This window comes from Hymenobacter negativus, assembly GCF_016056375.1.
GTDB classification, from domain to species: domain Bacteria; phylum Bacteroidota; class Bacteroidia; order Cytophagales; family Hymenobacteraceae; genus Hymenobacter; species Hymenobacter negativus_A.
The window spans coordinates 120989-138110 of record NZ_JAEDAE010000011.1; the positions used below are offsets into that span (position 1 = coordinate 120989).

The window sequence follows — 17122 nt, forward strand, 5'->3', positions numbered from 1 at the left end:
ACATCGAGCTGTTATGGTTGCTTTTATACGGCGTTCTACTACGCTATTCATTGCCTTGTTCTTGTTGGGTTTTGGGCCGGCAATGGCGCAGCAAACAGTAGATAGCCAGGTTCATAGCGGTAATTTGCTGCGCCATTATCGGCTGTATGTGCCGGCTTCGTACCAGCCGGGCAAGCCGGTGCCGCTTCTGCTCAATATTCACGCCTTGGCCTCCAACGACGGCTTCCAGGAATACTACGGGGATTTTCGGCCAATTGCCGATACTGCAAATTTTCTTATTCTCCACCCCAATGGAGTGGTGAATGGCAATGGCGACCGCATGTGGAATGTGTTTGACGCGCCCAGTGCCGGGGGCATCGATGATGTGGCGTATTTGTCAGCGCTTATCGACACCATCTGTGCGCGCTACAGCGTCGACAAGAACCGGATTTATAGCACCGGGATGAGCAACGGCGGCTTCATGAGCTACGAGCTGGCTTGTCAGCTAAATGGGCGCATTGCCGCGGTTGCCTCCGTAGCGGGTACGCAAAACGTTGTTCGGCTGGTGGAGTGTTCCCCCCAGCACCCAACGCCCATTTTAGCCATTCACGGCACTGCCGACGGTGCGGTTCCGTACGAAGGGACCAATCAGGTCAATCACTGGGCTTCGGTTTCCTCCATACTCAACTATTGGGTTAAGTATAACGGCTGTACGCCCACGTCAACAGTTACCGCGCTGCCGGATATTTCCCAGACCGATAACTCAACGGTTGAGCATCTGGTGTGGGCAAATGGTCGCAACGGCGCTGTTGTGGAGCATTTTCGGGTAGTGGGCGGGGAACATACCTGGCCCGGCGCGCCGGTTCTTACCGGGGTCACCAACTTTGATATCAGTGCGAGCGTCGAAATATGGCGTTTCCTGCGCCGCTACAGGCTTGATAAGCTCACGGCCGTTGCGGCGGCCGGGCCCGGGCTGGAGGTGTGGCCTGTCCCGGCTGATGATGCCGCTTTGCTGTACGTGCGTACAAATGTGCCAATTCAGCCATCCAATGTGGTCTTGTACGATGTGCTGGGGCGGGTAGTCCCGGTGCTGGCCTCCAGTGCTGGCGGTAGCTTGGTGCTGGATGCTCACCAGTGGGCAAAAGGAACCTATTACTTACAAGTAACGGCGGATGGGCAAGTGTATCGCCGGAAATTGATTAAATAGACCACGTGAGCAGGAGGGCTTTCGGCAGCTGCAAGCCCTGGTTCCAAGGGGCAGTCAGACGAAAAGAGCCTGCATCTGCCAGGCGTTTTCCACGCCCACGGCCCCGATGCCATTGTTGAAATAGAGGTGTACACTTCGCGCATGTTTTTAGCGGCTTTAATCTCGGCCGCGATGCGCGCCGGAAAGTCCGGGCTGTAGGATGACTTATACAGCTCGGGCACGCCGTGGAAGCGGTAGTAAATAACATCGGTGTTGGCCACTACCTCGTCGGGCAGCTCCAGGGGCGGCGGGTAGCTTTGGCCCACAAAAGCAATGCGGGGCCGGGCGAGTCTGCGCTGCACCTCGCCGTCCCACCAGCTGGGGTGGCGGAATTCGATTACGTTCTGAAAAGCCAGGTCGAGGCTATCGAGCAGGCGCTGGAGCAACTCCTCGGTGTAGGCCGCTTTGGGTAGCAGCTGGAAGAGGACGGGACCGAGCTTTTCCTTCAGGCCTTCGGGCACTGAAGGAGGCCCGTGCTACCTTGCGGAAGCCGGCAGGCCGAGCAAGTATGAACAAAACAAGTAAGCAGTATTTCCCGGCCCTGACCGGCTTGCGGGCAGTGGCCGCCGCTCTGGTGCTGGCCCACCATTTCAACCCGCTGAATCCGGAAAGAGTGGGCTGGCGGATGCATAGCCTGGTGGCCGAGATGCACGTGGGCGTGACGGTGTTTTTTGTGCTGAGCGGCTTTCTGATTGGTTACCGCTACCTGGGCCAGGAACGGGTGCCGCTGCGCACCTACTTCGCCAATCGGTTTGCGCGCATCTACCCCATGTATTTCCTGCTGACCGCGGCCACGTTTCTCATCATTCACCAGGCCGACCCGGCCAGCAACCTGGGCGATTTCAAAACCTACCTGCTCAACATTACCTTCCTGCGGGGGCTGTTTGAGGAGTTTCTGTACACCGGCATCAAACAGGGCTGGTCGCTGACGGTGGAGGAAATGTTCTATGTGTCGGCGCCGCTGGCTTTCTGGCTCATCCGGCGCAACGCGCGGTGGCTGGGAGCGCTGCCGCTGGGGCTGGTGCTGCTGGGTGTGGGGCTGGTGCTAGCATGCCGGGGGCAGGCGTGGCACGGGTTTTTCGGCTCATTCGATTTTCTATTTCAGTTCACCTACCTGGGCCGGGCGGTGGAGTTTTTTGTGGGCGTGGCGCTGGCGTGGTGGCTGCGGCGGCCGGGCCCGCATGCGGCGCCGCGCTTTCTCACCTATGCCGGGCTGGCCGGCTGCGCGTTGTGCCTGACGGGGCTGAGCCTGCTGCATGGCCCGGCAATCGGGGCGTTTGGGGTGATGCAGCCGGCGGGAATGCTGCTCAACAATGTCCTGCTGCCGCTGCTCGGCATCGGCCCGCTGCTGTGGGGGCTGGTGCGGGAAACTACCTGGCTGAGCCGCCTGCTCAGCAGCCCGCCGCTGCTGCTGCTGGGCAAAAGCTCCTACGTATTCTATTTGCTGCACATGGGCGTGCTGCAGCACTTGATTCATAATGCCTTGCAGAAGATGTGCTGACTGTGCTGGCGCTTTACGCGGTATCCATTGGCCTGTACCGGCTGGTGGAGGAGCCGCTCAACCACTGGCTGCGGCGCGTGCTGCGCCAACCGGCCCGGCCCGTGGCCGCACTGGCCCGATAAAGGCGAGATTAAACAGGCCTGAACCGACTTCACTTCTTATGCCCATCATCGACAAAATAGCTTGGCTGCACCTGCGCAACGGCGAAGTGCTGAGCACCCGCAGCCACGGCAAAGACCGGTATTACTTTCCCGGCGGCAAGCGCGAGCCCGGCGAAACCGATGCCCAAACCCTGCTGCGCGAGATAGAAGAGGAGCTAACCGTGGCCCTCGACCCGGCCAGCCTGGCCTACGCCGGCACGTTTGAGGCCCCCGCCCACGGGCACCCGGCGGGCGTACTGGTGCGCATGGCCTGCTACTACGCCCGCTACACCGGCATGCTGCAGCCGGCCGCCGAAATTGCGGAAGTGACGTGGCTGACCTATCGGCACCGGGCGCAGGTGTCGGCCGTGGACCAACTGATTTTTGACTGGCTGAAGGAACAGGGCTTGCTCGCCGAATGAGGCCGTTGATAAGCTGAGTCGTAACCAATTCGCCATCCGGAAGTAAAACCGACTGCCCTTGCCTGGCCTCCTACGGCGGCGCGGGCTCATTCACCTTCCCGCTATGATGTCGAAAAACGTTCCGTTCCTGTTGGCCGGCCTGGGCCTGCTGGCCGCCTGCGGTGGCCCCAGCAAACAGGAAAAACAGGATGCTGCTGCCAACACGCCAGCCCAAACCGTAGCCACGCCCGCCGCCGACTCGGTGAGCCTGCCCGCACCCTACGCCACCAAATCCGTTACCAATCGGGTGAATATTCAGCCCTGGCCGGCCGGCAAAACGCCCGTGGCCCCCGCTGGCTTCGCGGTGGCCGAGTATGCCGGGAAGCTGGACAGCCCGCGCTGGCTGTACGTGGCCCCCAACGGCGACGTGCTGGTGGCCGAAGCCAGCACCGTGCCCATGAGCATGACCAAGAAAGTGGCCGCTGAGCTTAAATTGGATAAGTCCCGGTCGCTGCGCGACCACAGCGCCAACCGCATCACGCTGCTGCGCGATACCAACCACGACGGCACGCCCGACCTGCGCACCACCTTTCTGGCGGGCCTCAGCCAGCCGTTTGGGATGCTGATTATGGGCAATAATTTCTACGTGGCCAACACCGATGGCGTGCTGCGCTTTCCCTACCAGTCCGGCGCTACCAAAATCACGGGCTCGGGCCAGCGCATTCTCGACCTGCCCAAGGGCGGCTACAACAACCACTGGACCCGCAACCTGCTGGCCGCGCCCGACGGCTCCAAAATCTACGTGACGGTGGGCTCAAGCAGCAACGTGCAGGAGCACGGGGCCGAGGAAGAAGTGCGCCGCGCCAATATTCTCCAGTTCAACCCCGATGGGACGGGCGAGAAAATCTTCGCCAGCGGCCTGCGCAATCCCATTGGCCTGCAGTGGCAGCCCGGCACCGGCCGGCTCTGGGCCGTGGTGAATGAGCGCGACGAGCTGGGCGATGAGCTGGTGCCCGACTATTTCACCAGCGTGACGGAGGGCGGTTTCTACGGCTGGCCCTACTCGTACTACGGCCAGAACGAGGAGCCCCGCCGCAAAAACGAGCGGCCCGACCTCGTCAAGAAAGCCTTGGTACCCGACGTGCCGTTGGGGGCGCACGTGGCCGCACTCGGCCTCGCATTTTATGATAAAGACGCCTTCCCCGCCAGGTACCGCAACGGCGCTTTCATCGGCGAGCACGGCTCCTGGAACCGCACGCAATACTCGGGTTACAAAGTGGTGTTCGTACCCTTCGCCAATGGCAAGCCCGGCAAGCCGGAGGATTTTCTCACCGGCTTTCTGGCCGGCGGCGACTCGAAGGACGCCTACGGCCGCCCCGTGGGCGTGACGACCCTGCCCGATGGCTCGCTGCTGGTGGCCGATGACGCAGCCGATAAAATCTGGCGCGTGAGTGTCGCTAAGTAGGGTTCAATTGCCGGCCGGTAAGGGTTGCTGATAGTACAGCCGGGGCGTTTTGATAATGCCCCAGAAGTACATCATCTCGGTATTAACGTCCGATTTGCGGTAGTCGGTGAGTACATTCCAATCCATGATGGTGCAGTCGGAAGGCAGGAGTACCACCGGCTCGGCTGACTGGGCCAGCGTGGCGAAAAGCTGCCGTTCGCAGGTATTGAAGTCGCGGGCTTTGGGCTTGTCGGCTATTGTGAAAATGGCCGCGAAAACTGCCACGGCTGCCGCGTAGCGCCGCCGGGCCACCGCCGGCAGGTGCGTGAGCAGATAGTAGCTCGAAAAGGCAAAACAGCCAATCATGCCCAGAAGGATGGGCAGAATACTGTCGCGCCGGACCACGTTTTCCCGATAGGCGCGGTAGCCGCCCAGCGGCAGCAGCAGCATATACACCAGCGCAAACACGCCCAGCCATTGTAGGGCTTGTTGGGCTTTGGCCCCCAGGGGTGTGCGTACAGAGCGGGCAATCAGCCAGGCATTCACCAGCAGCATAACCAATAGCAGCGGCAGGCCCAGCTTGCCCGAGAGCGCATCATAAACCCCCAGCGGCAGCCGGGCGTAGCGCTCGGGCAGGGAAATGCTGGCCCATTCGTTTTCGGAGTTGTACCGCCCGATGTATAGCGAATACAGGCTCAAGGCACTGAAGAGAACGAATAGGCTGAGCTTGCGCCAGGGCAGCGCGCCGATGGCCACCGTGGCCCGCCGGAACCAGCTCATGCCATTGGCCAGCCCAGCGAAGTGCCCGCGCCAGGCCAGCAGCAGCGCCGTGGGGCATACCAGTAGCACCACGGCCGGAATAATTGGTCCATTCAGCGCCAGCACCACCGCCAGCCCCAGCAGCCCCGCGTACTCCAGCGCCGACAGGCGCAACGGCGTGCCGTGCAGCGCCGCCCGCAAAAACGGCAGGAAAAACAGCAGCAGCAGGCTCATGGGAAGCGCGTAGAAGGCCGTGTACGTCACCGACCAGTCGATAACGCCCATCTGGCCGCCGTAGCCCTCGGCCTGGAGCAGCGGCGTAATCAGTACCGCCGCCAATAGGAATTTCCGCCCCAGCACCTTGCGCGAATTGCTGATGGCCACGGCCAGCACATACACCAGCAGCGTGTGCACGGCCAGTTTTAGCAGGGCGCACGCCGCGTACACACTGTCGAGGGGGCTCAGCACGCCTTGCAGCAGCCGAGGCCCGTGCCGGAAATATTCGTGCAAAAACAGATGCGCGAAAAATCGGTTGGGGGCTGGGTAAAGTTTGTGCTCCAGCAGTGCCCGCAGCCCAAACGGGTCGTGCAGTACGGTGCTATATGCTTTGCCGGGGGCCACAATGGGGGCCAGGTCGCCGTCGAGGGGAAACTGAAAATATTGCCAGCCGGAATACGCTAAGTCGCCAATGAGAAAGAGCAGCAGGAGATAATGCCAGTTTCGCTTCAGCATGCGGCGCAAATTGGAGTAGAGGGGAGCCCGGCCACTGTGGCCGGGCCGGCCAAATTACGGCAGCCCGCGCCGGGAAGCCTCAATCCCTACGCCAGACCGCGCGTGATGCCCATTTCCAGGCCGCGCAGCTCGGCCAGGCCGCGCAGGCGGCCGATGGCCGAATAGCCGGGGTTGGTTTTCTTGTGGAGGTCGTCGAGCATCTGGTGGCCGTGGTCGGGGCGCATGGGCAGGCTCACGTTGCGCTGGCGCATGGCCAGCACCAGCTCGCGCATCACGGCATACATGTCCACGTCGCCTTCTAAGTGGTTGGCTTCGTAGAAATTGCCCTCCGCGTCGCGCTGGGTGCTGCGTAGGTGGATGAAGTGGATGCGCCCGGCAAACTGCCGCACCATGGCGGGCAGGTCGTTATCGGCCCGCACGCCGAACGAGCCGGTGCAGAAACACAGACCGTTGGCCGGCGAAGGCACGGCCGCCGCTAGTGCGGCCACGTCCGCAGCAGTGCTCATCACGCGCGGCAGGCCTAGAATGGGGTAGGGCGGGTCGTCGGGGTGAATGGCGAGGTTAATGCCCACCCGCTCGGCCACGGGTACAATTTCCCGCAGAAACAGTATCAAATGTTCGCGCAGTCTGGCTGCATCGATGCCCTCGTAGGCATCCAGCGCCTGCTGAAATCTCTCCAGCGTGAAGCTTTCCTCGCTGCCCGGCAGGCCGGCGATGATGTTGCGTTGCAGTAGCTGCTTCTCTTCCACGCTCATGGCACCAAAGCGGGCTTCGGCGCGGGCTAATTCCTCGGCCGTGTAGTCCTGAGCGGCATTCTGGCGTTTCAGCAGCTGCGTGTCGAAAGCTACGAAAGCTGCTTTTTCGAAGCGCAGGGCTTTGGAGCCGTCTTCCACTCCGTAGGCCAAATCGGTGCGCGTCCAGTCCAGCACGGGCATGAAGTTATACGTCACCGTGTAGATGCCGCAGGCCGCCAGGTTGCGCAGCGACTCCTGATAATTGGTGATGTAGTGCTGAAAACTGCCGGTGCGGGTTTTGATGTTTTCGTGTACGGGCACGCTTTCCACCACGCTCCACGTGAGGCCGGCGGCGCGCACCGTTTCTTGGCGTTTTTTGATTTCTTCCACCGTCCACACCTCGCCGTTGGGAATGTGGTGCAGGGCCGTCACCACGTCGGTAGCGCCGGCCTGGCGAATGTCGGCGAGACTCACGGGGTCGTTCGGGCCGTACCAGCGCCAGCTTTGGATAATGGGCATGAGTGGAATAGATGTAGAGACGCAATATTTTGCGTCTCGTCGTTGCTGATAATTTTAATTAAGATTATGGGCGTTCAAGGCAAACTATTTAACGCCGAGACGCAAAATATTGCGTCTCTACACCCCACTATATGCATTAAACCCGCCGTCCACCACCACCGTTTCGCCGTTCACAAACCGCGAAGCGTTGCTGAGCAGGTAAATCAGCGTACCGGTGAGTTCCTCCGGCTCGCCGAAGCGCTGGAAGGGCGTGTGGCTGATGAATTTGGTGGCGCGCTCGGTGGGCGAGCCGTCGGCGGCGATGAGCAGGTCGCGGTTTTGTTCGGTGAGGAACACGCCCGGCGCGATGGCATTCATGCGGATGCCGCCGCCGTAGCGCAGGCCTAGCTCGGTAGCCATCCAACGGGTGTAGCCTTCGATTGCGGTTTTGGCCATCGTGTAGCCCATCACGCGGGTGAGAGGCCGCTGGGCCGTGAGCGAGGAAATATTGACAATGGAGCCCGTGCCCTGCTCGGCCATCACCCGCCCGAATACGGTGGTCGGAATCACGGTGCCGAACAGGTTTAGGTCAACCGCCCGGCGCGTGTCCTCAATGCCCACGTCGAACAGGTTCTGGCTGGGGCCGACGGTGGCCCCGGGCATGTTGCCGCCGGCCGCGTTCACCAGCCCATCAATGCGGCCCCAGGCGCTCATGATTTTATCGCAGGCCGCGTTCATCTGGGCCACGTCGAGCACATCGGCCAGCACCACCAGCGCCTCGCCGCCAATGGCCCGAATGGCCGCCGCCCGCGCTTCGGCCCGCTCGGCGTTGCGGCCCAGAATGGCCACTTTAGCCCCGGCCTCGGCCACGGCCAGCGACATGGAAGCGCCCAGCACGCCGGTGGCCCCGGTGATGATGACGACTTTATCCTTTAATGAGAATTGGGAAAGGGAAGGCATAGTTGGGATGGGATTGGGTAGAGTTGATAATAGGAGGGGCCGGGGGTTACGGCAGTAATTCCAGCACCCCTTCCAGCCGGATGTCATCCGACGCACTGCCGACCATGAGGTTGAACTTGCCGGGCTCGGCCAGCCACTCCAGCTTGGAGTTGTAGAAGGCCAGCTTGTCCTTGTCGATGGTGAACGTCACGGTTTTGCTTTCGCCGGGCTTGAGGCTGATTTTGCGGAAATCCTTGAGCTCCCTGAGGGGCCGGGCCACGGACGCCACGGGGTCGCGGAGGTAGAGCTGGGCCACTTCCTCGCCCGCTACTTTGCCGTTGTTGGTGAGGGTGAAGCTGACCTGGGCTGACTCGCCGGCTTTCAACTGCGCCTGGCTGATTTTCAGGTCCGAATACTTGAACGTGGTGTAGCTCAGGCCGTAGCCGAAGGCGTAGCGTGGCGTATTGGGCGAGTCGATGTAAGCCGACTTGTAGCGGATATCGCCGGGCTTGGTGACGGGCCGGCCGGTGTTGTACTGCTGGTTGTAGGCAATCGGAATCTGACCCACGCTGCGCGGGAAGGTGATGGGCAGCTTGCCGGCGGGGTTGTAGTCGCCGTAGAGCACATCGGCCAGCGCGGCACCGCCCTCCGAGCCGGGCCACCAGGCATATAGAATAGCGTCGGCCTGCTCGGCAATGGCATCAAAAATCAATGGCCGGCCACCAAAAACCACCACCGCTACGGGCTTGCCAGTGGCTTTGAGCGCTTTAAAAAGCTCCTCCTGCACGCCGGGCAAATGGATGTCGGTGCGGGATTTTGCTTCACCGCTCATGTCCCAGGCTTCGCCTACGGTGAGGATGACGAGGTCGGCGTTTTTGGCAGTGGCTACGGCCTGCTCGAAGCCGGCGCGGCTGTCGTCGCTCACGGCGCAGCCCTTGGCGTAGAGCAGCTCGGTGGTTTTGCCGGCGCGCTGGCGCAGGCCGTCGTAGAGCGAGGTGATGCGCGTGGTGTCGGTGTCCACGGTCCAGCTGCCGTTGAGGTCGCGCCTGGCTTTGGCCAGCGGGCCGATGAGGGCCACGCGGCGCAGGGCCTTGGCGAGGGGCAAGGTGGCGTTTTCATTCTTCAGCAGCACCAGGGACTTTTGGGCCATCTGGCGGGCGGCGGTCCGGTTCTGCGGGTCGCTCAGCACCTGCTTCTCACGCTTCTCATCCGAGAATCGGTACGGGTCATCGAACAAGCCCAGCTCGAATTTCTTGCGCAGAATGCGGCGCACGGCCTCATCCACCAAGCTGATATTAACCTTGCCGGCCTGCACCAGCTGGGCCAGTTTCTGGTGGTAGGCGTCGCTCTCCATGTCCATGTCGGAGCCGGCGGTGATGGCCTTTTGGGCGGCGTCGGTTTTGTCGGCCGCGTAGCCCCAGTTGGCCAGCTCGCCGATGGAGCCCCAGTCGCTCACCACGAAGCCGGGATATTTCCACTGGCCTTTCAGGATGTCGCGCTGCAGGTAGGCGTTGCCGGTGGCGGGAATGCCGTTCAGGGTGTTGAACGAGTTCATGAACGTGGCCACGCCGGCCTCGGCGGCGGCGCGGAAGGGCGGCAGGTAGGTTTCCCAAAGCTGCTGCTCGCTAATGTCCACGGCGTTGTAGTCGCGGCCGGCGGTGGCCGCTCCGTAGGCCGCAAAGTGCTTGGCGCAGGCCATCACGGCGTCGGTGCCGCCCAATTTCTCGCCCTGAAAACCCAGCACCCGGGCTTTGGCAATCTGGGAGCCGAGGTAGGTGTCTTCGCCAGCGCCTTCCATCACGCGGCCCCAGCGCGGGTCGCGGCCCACGTCCACCATCGGCGCGAAGGTCCAGTGAATGCCGGACGCGGCGGCTTCTTTGGCGGCCACGTGCGCGCCGAGCCGGATGGCGTCGAGGTCCCAGGAAGCGGCTTCGGCCAGCGGGATGGGGAAGGTGGTCTGGTAGCCGTGAATCACGTCGAGGCTGAACAGCAGCGGGATGTGCAGCCGCGATTCTAGCGCCACGGCCTGGATTTCGCGGGTGTCCTTCACGCCCTTCACGTTCAGCATCGAGCCCACCTGTCCGCTGCGGATGCTACTAAGCAGCGTGTTTTTGCGGTCGCTGGCCGGGCCGGTCACCTCGCGGCCCGAGTACTGGTTGAGCTGGCCCACTTTTTCGTCCAGCGTCATTTGGGCAAGCAGGGCGCTGATGCGCTGCTCGATATCGGCCGGACTGGCGGTGGTGGCCTCGGGCACGGGTTTTTTCTTTTGCGCGACGGCGGCCGGGCCGGGCAACAGGCCCAGCAACAGCAGCGGCAACAGGGGCTTGGGAAACGAAAGAGTCATTTAGTTGCGATGAAGAGCCGCCGTAGCAGCTGGAAAAATGGGTTTGTGCATTCTGGCGGCCACCGGCCACAGCCGCCCCGGCCGGGGCCTCAGTTGTACGTTCCCACCATTCTCGTGAGGCGCAGTTCCGGCCGGGAGGGCTGTTTTTTGGACTCCGGTACGGCCAGCGGCCACCAGATAAGCACAGGGATTTCCGGGCGGACCCGGGGAATCAAGAAATGGGGAAAGAGTAGGTTTTGCGAAAAGATATTGGGCTCAGGGCCTGCGTCGGGCCGGGTGTTGCAGCCGCTGCATGGCCGCCGCGTAGCGCTGCCCCATCAGCCGCGCCGAAACCGCGTTGAAGTGGGTGTGGTCGCCGATATCGGCCGTGCTCTCGGCGGTTACAAAGGCATAATTCGGTACCTGCTTTTGCAGCCCGGCCACGGCTTCGTTGATGCGCACGGCGGAGTCGTTGATTTGGGGGCGGCCGTCGGGGCTGGTTTTGTTAAGCTGAAAAGCCGGCAACTGCCCGGCCACAAAGGGCACATTGGGCGTCTGTAAGTCTTCGCGCAGCTTTTTGATGAGAATTTTAAGTTTCTGTTGGTACAGGGCACTTTTTTCGGGGCTGCTGTCCGACTCGCCCTGGTGCCAGATGATGCCGGCCAGCGTGCCCGTCTGCAGCGCGGTTTTGGCACGGGCCAGGGCGTCGTCGTAAGGGTGCGTTTTGGTGTCTGCGAAGTAGGCACCGGGCATCCAGACATCAATACCCGAGCCACCCACCGCGCACGGAATCAGCCCAATGGTAAGGCTGGTGTCCGCCGCGGCCATGAACCGGCCGAACGTCAGCCCCGGCCCCACGCCGGCAATGGTTTTATCAAAGTGAATCGGGTCCTGGGCCACTTCCCACTGCCCGGCGGGGTTCAGGCGCAGCACGTGGCGGTTGGGCACGGTATCCGGAGCTTCCACTGCGCCGCGTCCGGCCATATTCGACTGCCCAATCAGCAGGTAGAGATGGAATTTCTCTTTACGGGCCGGTGAGCTTACTACCTGGCGGAGTCGTGGTTTCAGCACTTGCGCCCGCAAGCCAGCCGCTGGCAACAGGGCCAGCAGCAGGAGGTTGAGCAGGAACAAGCGGGTGGGTTTCATGGCAGTAGAGACGCATCCTTGCGTCTCGTAATTGAATGGTGACGTACGAACGGTGCGGCCGACGAGACGCAAGGATGCGTCTCTACTTTGGTTAGGCAGTAGCTATTGCGGCTGGCGCTGGTCGAAGAAATCGGCCAGGTGGTACATCTGCTGGTTCAGTTCCTTCATCTTCTCCAGTAGAGGCTGGTAGGGCTCCAGGTTGTTGTCGACGATGCCTTTGTTGGCGTTGGTGTTCGAGGGCTCGGCTCCGATTAGCGTGGGGTCGTTGTCCTGGTATTTGAACCAGTGCCAGCCCACGCAATTCTTCGATTCAAGCAGGCCCAGCGTGAAATTCTGGTAGAAAAGGCCGCGGTCGGCCTGCGTTTTCACCACCCAGCCGGCCCCGGCGGTGTTGGCCAGGCCGGGAGCATCTTCGCCCTTCACGTACCATTCCGTCACAATGAACGGCTTGCCGGCGAAAACTTCCCAGTCGCGCACCCAGGTTTTCTCGGGCGTCCAGTTGTTGTAGTAGTTGATGCTCACGGCATCGAGGTACTTGCCGGCCACCTTCATCAGCTCCGGGTAGTAGCGCTGCGCGCCGTGGAAGCGGCAGCCCAGGTACATGTGGTTGGGGTCGTACTTATTCATCGCCTTGGCCACGATGCTGAAGTAGCGGTCGGCCGCGTAGGCCAGGAAATCGGCCCGGTTCTGGTCGGTGATGGTTTCGAGGGTGATGCTGCGCTCGTCGGCCCACTTTTTAGCGGCTACGTAGCCGGGCTCAGTCACGGGCAGCTTCAGGTAGCCGTCGAGGTTCTTGCGCAGCAGCGGCATCTCGTTGTCCGAGAAGTAGCCGAACAGGTTCTTGTCTTTCTTGTTCGCCGCCAACTGTTTGGCGTGCTGCTCGGCAAATTCCTCAAAGCCGGGGTCGAACGCGAAAATCACGTCGTTCGGGTAGCCTTTGTGGCCGGGCTGCACGTAGGTCCCGCCGCGCTTGTCGCCGTACTTGCTCATGAAATCCAGGTTGATGGTGTAGGCCAGTGGCTGGTCGGCCCTGGCATTCTCCGCCTGTATTTCCCTGGTGGCCGACCACGCGCCCGCACCGTTAAAGCCATTCGCAAAGAAGAACTTGCGGGTAGCCGCCATCCAGCCGGCGCGGTCGCCGTACTTGGCTTTCAGCGCCTTTTGGGTGCGTTCGGAGCCGCCGGGCTGCACATCGTTCGGGGCGTTGTGCAGGAAGTAGTAGCCGTCGGGGTCCACGGCCCACCAGCGGCCGTTGATTTTCTCCACGTGGAAGAAGCCGGTGGCTTTGGTCTTTTTGTCGAGCCGCCCGCCGTATTTGTCCAGCTTCACGGTTGCTGGCTTAAAGCCCTGGAGCGTGGCAATGGTGCGCGTGGGGTAGTTCTTATACTCCGAAAAGCTCGCCTTGCCGTCAACGGTGGAATTGTTGATGGTCTTTTTGGCGGCCACGCGCAGGGTGTATTCGGCGCTGTCGCGGGATGGGACGGTTTGGGCGTGGGCGGCAGACGCTAATCCGATTAACAACTCAGCAGCTAGAAGAGGATTGAAAAGCGAACGATGTAGAGACGCATACTTGCGTCTCGTCGTTGAACGGTTCGTCTGGTTGACGCAGACGACGAGACGCAAGTATGCGTCTCTACGGGTTACTGACTTTCTCATTTCCCGGTGTCGTACTTAGCCACCTGCTGCCGGTAGTACTCCTGCAGCACGTAAAACGCCTTCTTCTTCACGCCCGTGCTCGAAATCAGGCCCTTGCGGTTGAAGCCGTTCTGATACACCGGATGCTGGCGGCGGGTGGCGCGGAAGTCGGCCAGAATCCAGGGCGTCATGCCGCGCAGGCCTTTTATCGTGCTCAGCATTTTGAGCTGGTTTATGTAGAGGGCCTCCTGGTATTCCTCGCTCCAGCGGGTGTCGGCGTCGCCGTGGTAGCCGGCCAGCGCGTCGCCACCAAACTCGCTAATCATCACCGGCTTGTTGTACTTGATGTCGAAAGTGTATTTGGTGATTTCGCCGGGCTTGCCGCCCCAGTACCAGCCCGCGTACTCGTTGAAGCTGGTAAGGTCGAGCGACTCGCCCAGCGGGTCGTCCACGTGGATGACGTTGTCGGGCGTGCGATGCAATTCCAGCGCGGCGGCAATGAGGCGGGTGTCATCCAGGGCGCGGGCCTTTTTCACGAGGTTGGTCATGAAGGTGAGGCGCGGGTCGCCGAGGGGCGTTTCGTTGCCGACGGACCACACCACGATGCTGGCCCGGTTTTTCCCCATCGAAATCAGGTCGGAGAGTTGGGTTTCGGCGTTCTGATAAGTAGCAGGGTTTTGCCAGGCAATGGTCCAGTACACGGGCACTTCGGACCACACCAGCAGGCCCATTTCGTCGGCTAGCTTCAGCATGGTTTCGTTGTGCGGGTAGTGGGCCAGGCGCACGTAGTTGCAGCCCAGTTCCTTGGCCCAGGTAAGCAGCATGCGCAGGTCGCCCTCGCCGCGCGCCCGGCCGGGGATGAGCGGGTTCTCGTCGTGAATGGAAATGCCGCGAAGAAACGTGGATTTACCGTTCAGCAGAATGTCCTGCCCGCGGGTCTGAATAGTGCGGAAGCCAATTTTATCCTGCACCGTTTCGCTGCCGCTGCTCAGCGCCACTACATACAGCTTAGGGTTCTGCGGCGACCACAGCTTCAGTTTTTTAGCGGGCAGGCTGAACGTGGCGCGGCCGTCGCCGTCGGTTTTCAGCGTTTGTTTGATGCCGGCTTCGGTAATATTCAGCGTCACCGACTGGCCACTTTTGCCCGCGCCATCGAGCTGCACGTATCCGGTCAGCTGGCTCATGTTATCCTTGGCTAGCTGCACTTTGTAGTCGACGATGAACGTCTCGGGCGCTTCGGCAATAAACACGTCGCGGGTGATGCCGCCGTAGTTCCACCAGTCGGTATTGATGGTGGGCACGGCGTCGAGGTGGCGGGTGTTGTCGGCCTTCACCACCACGAAGTTGTCGCCGCTGGGATTCAGCTTGCCGGTCACCTCGTACTGAATGGGCGTGAAACCGCCCTGATGCATGCCCAGCTTCTTGCCGTTCAGGTAAATGTGCGCTTCGTAGTTAATCGCCCCGAAGTAGAGGAAGTAGCGTTTGCCGGCCGTGGGCGTAATCCTGAAGCTCTTTTTGAGCCAGATGGTGCCTTCGTAGTACAGCAGCTTGGGGTCCTGCGAGTTCCAGTCGCCGGGGACTTGCAGGGCGGCCGAGTGGTCGAAGTCATACTCAATCAGCTCGGGCTCCTGGGCGGTGCTGGGCTTCTGGTTGTCGTAGTAGCCGCCTTTGCCGCTGGCCGACTTGTCAAAAGCCTCGCGGCGGTAGTCATAAAAGCCGTTTTCGTAGGGGTCGATGATGTAGTTCCAGCTGCCGTTGAGGCTGAGCACGCGGCGGGCCGGTGCATTCTGAATCAGGCTGGTTTGGGCCAGCGCCGACGAGCCAGCGAAGAGGCCGGCCACGCCCAGCACAAGGGCCAGCAGCAGCTTCAGCGGGGTGGGTGGGGTCATAGCAAAGGGGAGGAGGGAAGGAAAAGGCAACCGGGCGAAAGCGGAGGGGCGAAGGCTTGCGCGGCACCAGCCATTGCAGTGGCTTTGGGGCGCTGTGCCCGCCTTCATCTCCTCACGCACTCACCAGATTGCGGGTTACAGCGCCGACGGATACCCGTCGTTCTGCGTCAGCACGGGGTTGGTCTGGCGCTCCTGCTGCGGAATGGGCCACACCAGGTTGTGGCTGTCGATGCGGCTGACGGAGCCGGTGCGCGTGAAGAAGGCATTCATCACGGGGATGGCCTGGTCGGTGCGCACGAGGTCGAACCAGCGGTGGCCTTCGAAGTTTAGCTCCAGGCGGCGCTCCAGGGCCAGGCGGGCGCGCAGGTCGGCCTGGCTGATGGTGGCCGGCAGGTCGACGGTGGCGTTGGGCGTGGCCACGGGCAGGTTGCGCGAGCGGCGAATCACGCGGTTCACGGCGTCGAGGGCGGCGGAGGTGATGGTGCCGCCCGTCTCGTTCACGGCTTCGGCATACATGAGCAGCACGTCGGCGTAGCGCAGGATAATCCAGTCGTTTTCGGCATCGGTCGAACTGGTGGGCAGGTCGATGTACTTCTTGGTGTAGTAGAGCGTGGTGGTGCCGCTCACGTAGGTGCCAAACGAAGCGGCGGCGCGCACGTCGGTAGCGCCGCTGGCCGTGAAGGCGGCCACCAAATCCGGGTCCACGGAGTTGAACTGCTGGCCGGTGCCGATGTTGCCGTTGATGGTGGTGGCCACCGCTGCCGGCAGCACGGGCATAAACCAGGTGTTGAACGCGCTGCCGATGCCCAGGCCGCCCTTGGTGTAGCGGGCCGCGGCCAGAATCTCGGTGTTCATCTCGTTGCTCGTCAGGAAGATGTTGGCGTAGGTGGCCTGCAGCGCGTAGTTGTTGGCGTCAATCACCTTTTTGAGCTCGAGGGCGGCGGCGGCGTACTTCTTTTCGGTTAGCAGCACCTTGCCCAGCAGGCCCTGCGCGGCGCCTTTGGTGGCGCGGCCCAGGTTGGCCCCGGCCTGGGCGGTGGGCAGGTTGTTTTCAGCAAACGTGAGGTCTTCCTCAATGAGCGCATACACATTCTCCTTCTTCTCCCGGCCAAACTTGTAGGCGTCGGCGATGGAAGCAATTTCGTCTTTCACCAGCGGAATATCGCCCCAGATTTGCACGGCGTTGAAGTAGGCCAGCGCCCGAATGAAGCGCACCTCGCCAAAGAAGCGGTTGCGGGTGGCATCGGTGAGCTTCACGCCGCCGGCCCGGCTCAGGATGATGTTGCAGCGGGCAATGGCGCGGTACGTCACCTGCCACTGGCTTTGCAGGCGCGGGTTGATGGTGGAGATGGAAAAGTCGTTGAACTCGTTCAGCAGCTCGCCCGAAGTCAGCGCAAAGCTGTTATCAGAAGGAATTTCGGTGAACACGAACATGCCCCGGTTGTTGCCCGGCGCGCTGCCGTAGATGTCTTGCAAAGAGGCGTAGGCAGCCGTCACGCCGGTCACGATGCTCAGCGAGTCGGTGTAGCCCAGGGTGGTGGGCAGGCGCGTGGGGTCGTTGAGGTCGATGAAGTCCTTGCTGCACGAAGTGGTGCCCAGCGTGGCCAGGCCCAGCAACGTGGCCACGGCCGCTCCCGAGAAAAATTGATTGAAAGTCATGGTGGGAATTAGATTAACGGTTGGTGGTTAGCGGTCAGTGAATAGGGAAACGGGTGGTTGCAGGTGCGGCCTTCGCCCGGCACTTGGCATCAACCAT

14 protein-coding genes are annotated in these 17122 nt (G+C 61.8%); 5 read left to right on the plus strand and 9 right to left on the minus strand.

The features are described from left to right. The first annotated feature begins 55 nt into the window (after positions 1 to 55). Positions 56 to 1186 (plus strand): extracellular catalytic domain type 1 short-chain-length polyhydroxyalkanoate depolymerase, encoded by a 1131-nt coding sequence (locus I7X13_RS19105; RefSeq protein WP_198067184.1) that lies wholly within the window; start codon positions 56 to 58, stop codon positions 1184 to 1186. Here the strand turns inward: I7X13_RS19105 and I7X13_RS19110 are convergent. Beyond that, on the minus strand, positions 1132 to 1686 hold the full coding sequence (locus I7X13_RS19110) for a DUF72 domain-containing protein (protein ID WP_198076705.1): 555 nt from the start codon (positions 1684 to 1686) through the stop codon (positions 1132 to 1134). The two genes, I7X13_RS19105 and I7X13_RS19110, sit on opposite strands and share 55 nt — an antisense overlap. A gap of 47 nt (positions 1687 to 1733) precedes the next feature. Here I7X13_RS19110 and I7X13_RS19115 point away from each other — a divergent pair, with 47 nt between their 5' ends. The 4 genes from I7X13_RS19115 (at position 1734) to I7X13_RS19125 (ending at position 4732) form a co-directional block, all read left to right on the plus strand. Continuing rightward, complete coding sequence (locus I7X13_RS19115) at positions 1734 to 2726, plus strand: acyltransferase family protein (protein WP_198076706.1); 993 nt, start codon at positions 1734 to 1736, stop codon at positions 2724 to 2726. Beyond that, positions 2720 to 2848: a hypothetical protein gene (locus tag I7X13_RS21810; RefSeq protein ID WP_262895119.1), complete on the plus strand. Its 129-nt coding sequence runs from the start codon at positions 2720 to 2722 to the stop codon at positions 2846 to 2848. The genes I7X13_RS19115 and I7X13_RS21810 overlap by 7 nt, the downstream gene beginning before the upstream one ends. Before the next feature lie 38 nt (positions 2849 to 2886). Beyond that, positions 2887 to 3288 (plus strand): NUDIX hydrolase, encoded by a 402-nt coding sequence (locus I7X13_RS19120; protein WP_198067181.1) that lies wholly within the window; start codon positions 2887 to 2889, stop codon positions 3286 to 3288. Between the two features lie 106 nt (positions 3289 to 3394). Then, the gene (locus I7X13_RS19125) at positions 3395 to 4732 is read left to right on the plus strand and encodes a PQQ-dependent sugar dehydrogenase (protein ID WP_198076733.1); all 1338 of its coding nucleotides are present in this window, start codon (positions 3395 to 3397) and stop codon (positions 4730 to 4732) included. Positions 4733 to 4735: 3 nt separating this feature from the next. Here the strand turns inward: I7X13_RS19125 and I7X13_RS19130 are convergent, their stop codons facing one another. From I7X13_RS19130 to I7X13_RS19165, 8 genes are all read right to left on the minus strand, one after another. After that, complete coding sequence (locus I7X13_RS19130) at positions 4736 to 6202, minus strand: hypothetical protein (protein WP_198076707.1); 1467 nt, start codon at positions 6200 to 6202, stop codon at positions 4736 to 4738. 86 nt (positions 6203 to 6288) lie between these two features. Further along, on the minus strand, positions 6289 to 7455 hold the full coding sequence (uxuA, locus tag I7X13_RS19135; protein WP_198076708.1) for a mannonate dehydratase: 1167 nt from the start codon (positions 7453 to 7455) through the stop codon (positions 6289 to 6291). 117 nt (positions 7456 to 7572) lie between these two features. Beyond that, complete coding sequence (locus tag I7X13_RS19140) at positions 7573 to 8394, minus strand: SDR family oxidoreductase (RefSeq protein WP_198076709.1); 822 nt, start codon at positions 8392 to 8394, stop codon at positions 7573 to 7575. A 46-nt stretch (positions 8395 to 8440) separates the two neighbouring features. Next, positions 8441 to 10717 carry a beta-glucosidase BglX gene (gene bglX / locus I7X13_RS19145; protein WP_198076710.1) on the minus strand — a complete coding sequence of 759 codons (2277 nt, stop codon included), beginning with the start codon at positions 10715 to 10717 and terminating at the stop codon, positions 8441 to 8443. A gap of 255 nt (positions 10718 to 10972) precedes the next feature. Then, positions 10973 to 11842, minus strand: a complete 870-nt coding sequence (locus I7X13_RS19150; protein ID WP_198076711.1) for a sialate O-acetylesterase — start codon at positions 11840 to 11842, stop codon at positions 10973 to 10975. Between the two features lie 102 nt (positions 11843 to 11944). Continuing rightward, positions 11945 to 13363, minus strand: coding sequence for a hypothetical protein (locus I7X13_RS19155; protein WP_198076712.1), 1419 nt, complete (start codon positions 13361 to 13363; stop codon positions 11945 to 11947). 131 nt (positions 13364 to 13494) lie between these two features. After that, positions 13495 to 15366, minus strand: coding sequence for a glycoside hydrolase family 2 protein (locus tag I7X13_RS19160; RefSeq protein WP_198076713.1), 1872 nt, complete (start codon positions 15364 to 15366; stop codon positions 13495 to 13497). A gap of 135 nt (positions 15367 to 15501) precedes the next feature. Next, positions 15502 to 17025, minus strand: a complete 1524-nt coding sequence (locus I7X13_RS19165) for a RagB/SusD family nutrient uptake outer membrane protein (protein WP_198076714.1) — start codon at positions 17023 to 17025, stop codon at positions 15502 to 15504. Between the last annotated feature and the right edge of the window lie 97 nt (positions 17026 to 17122).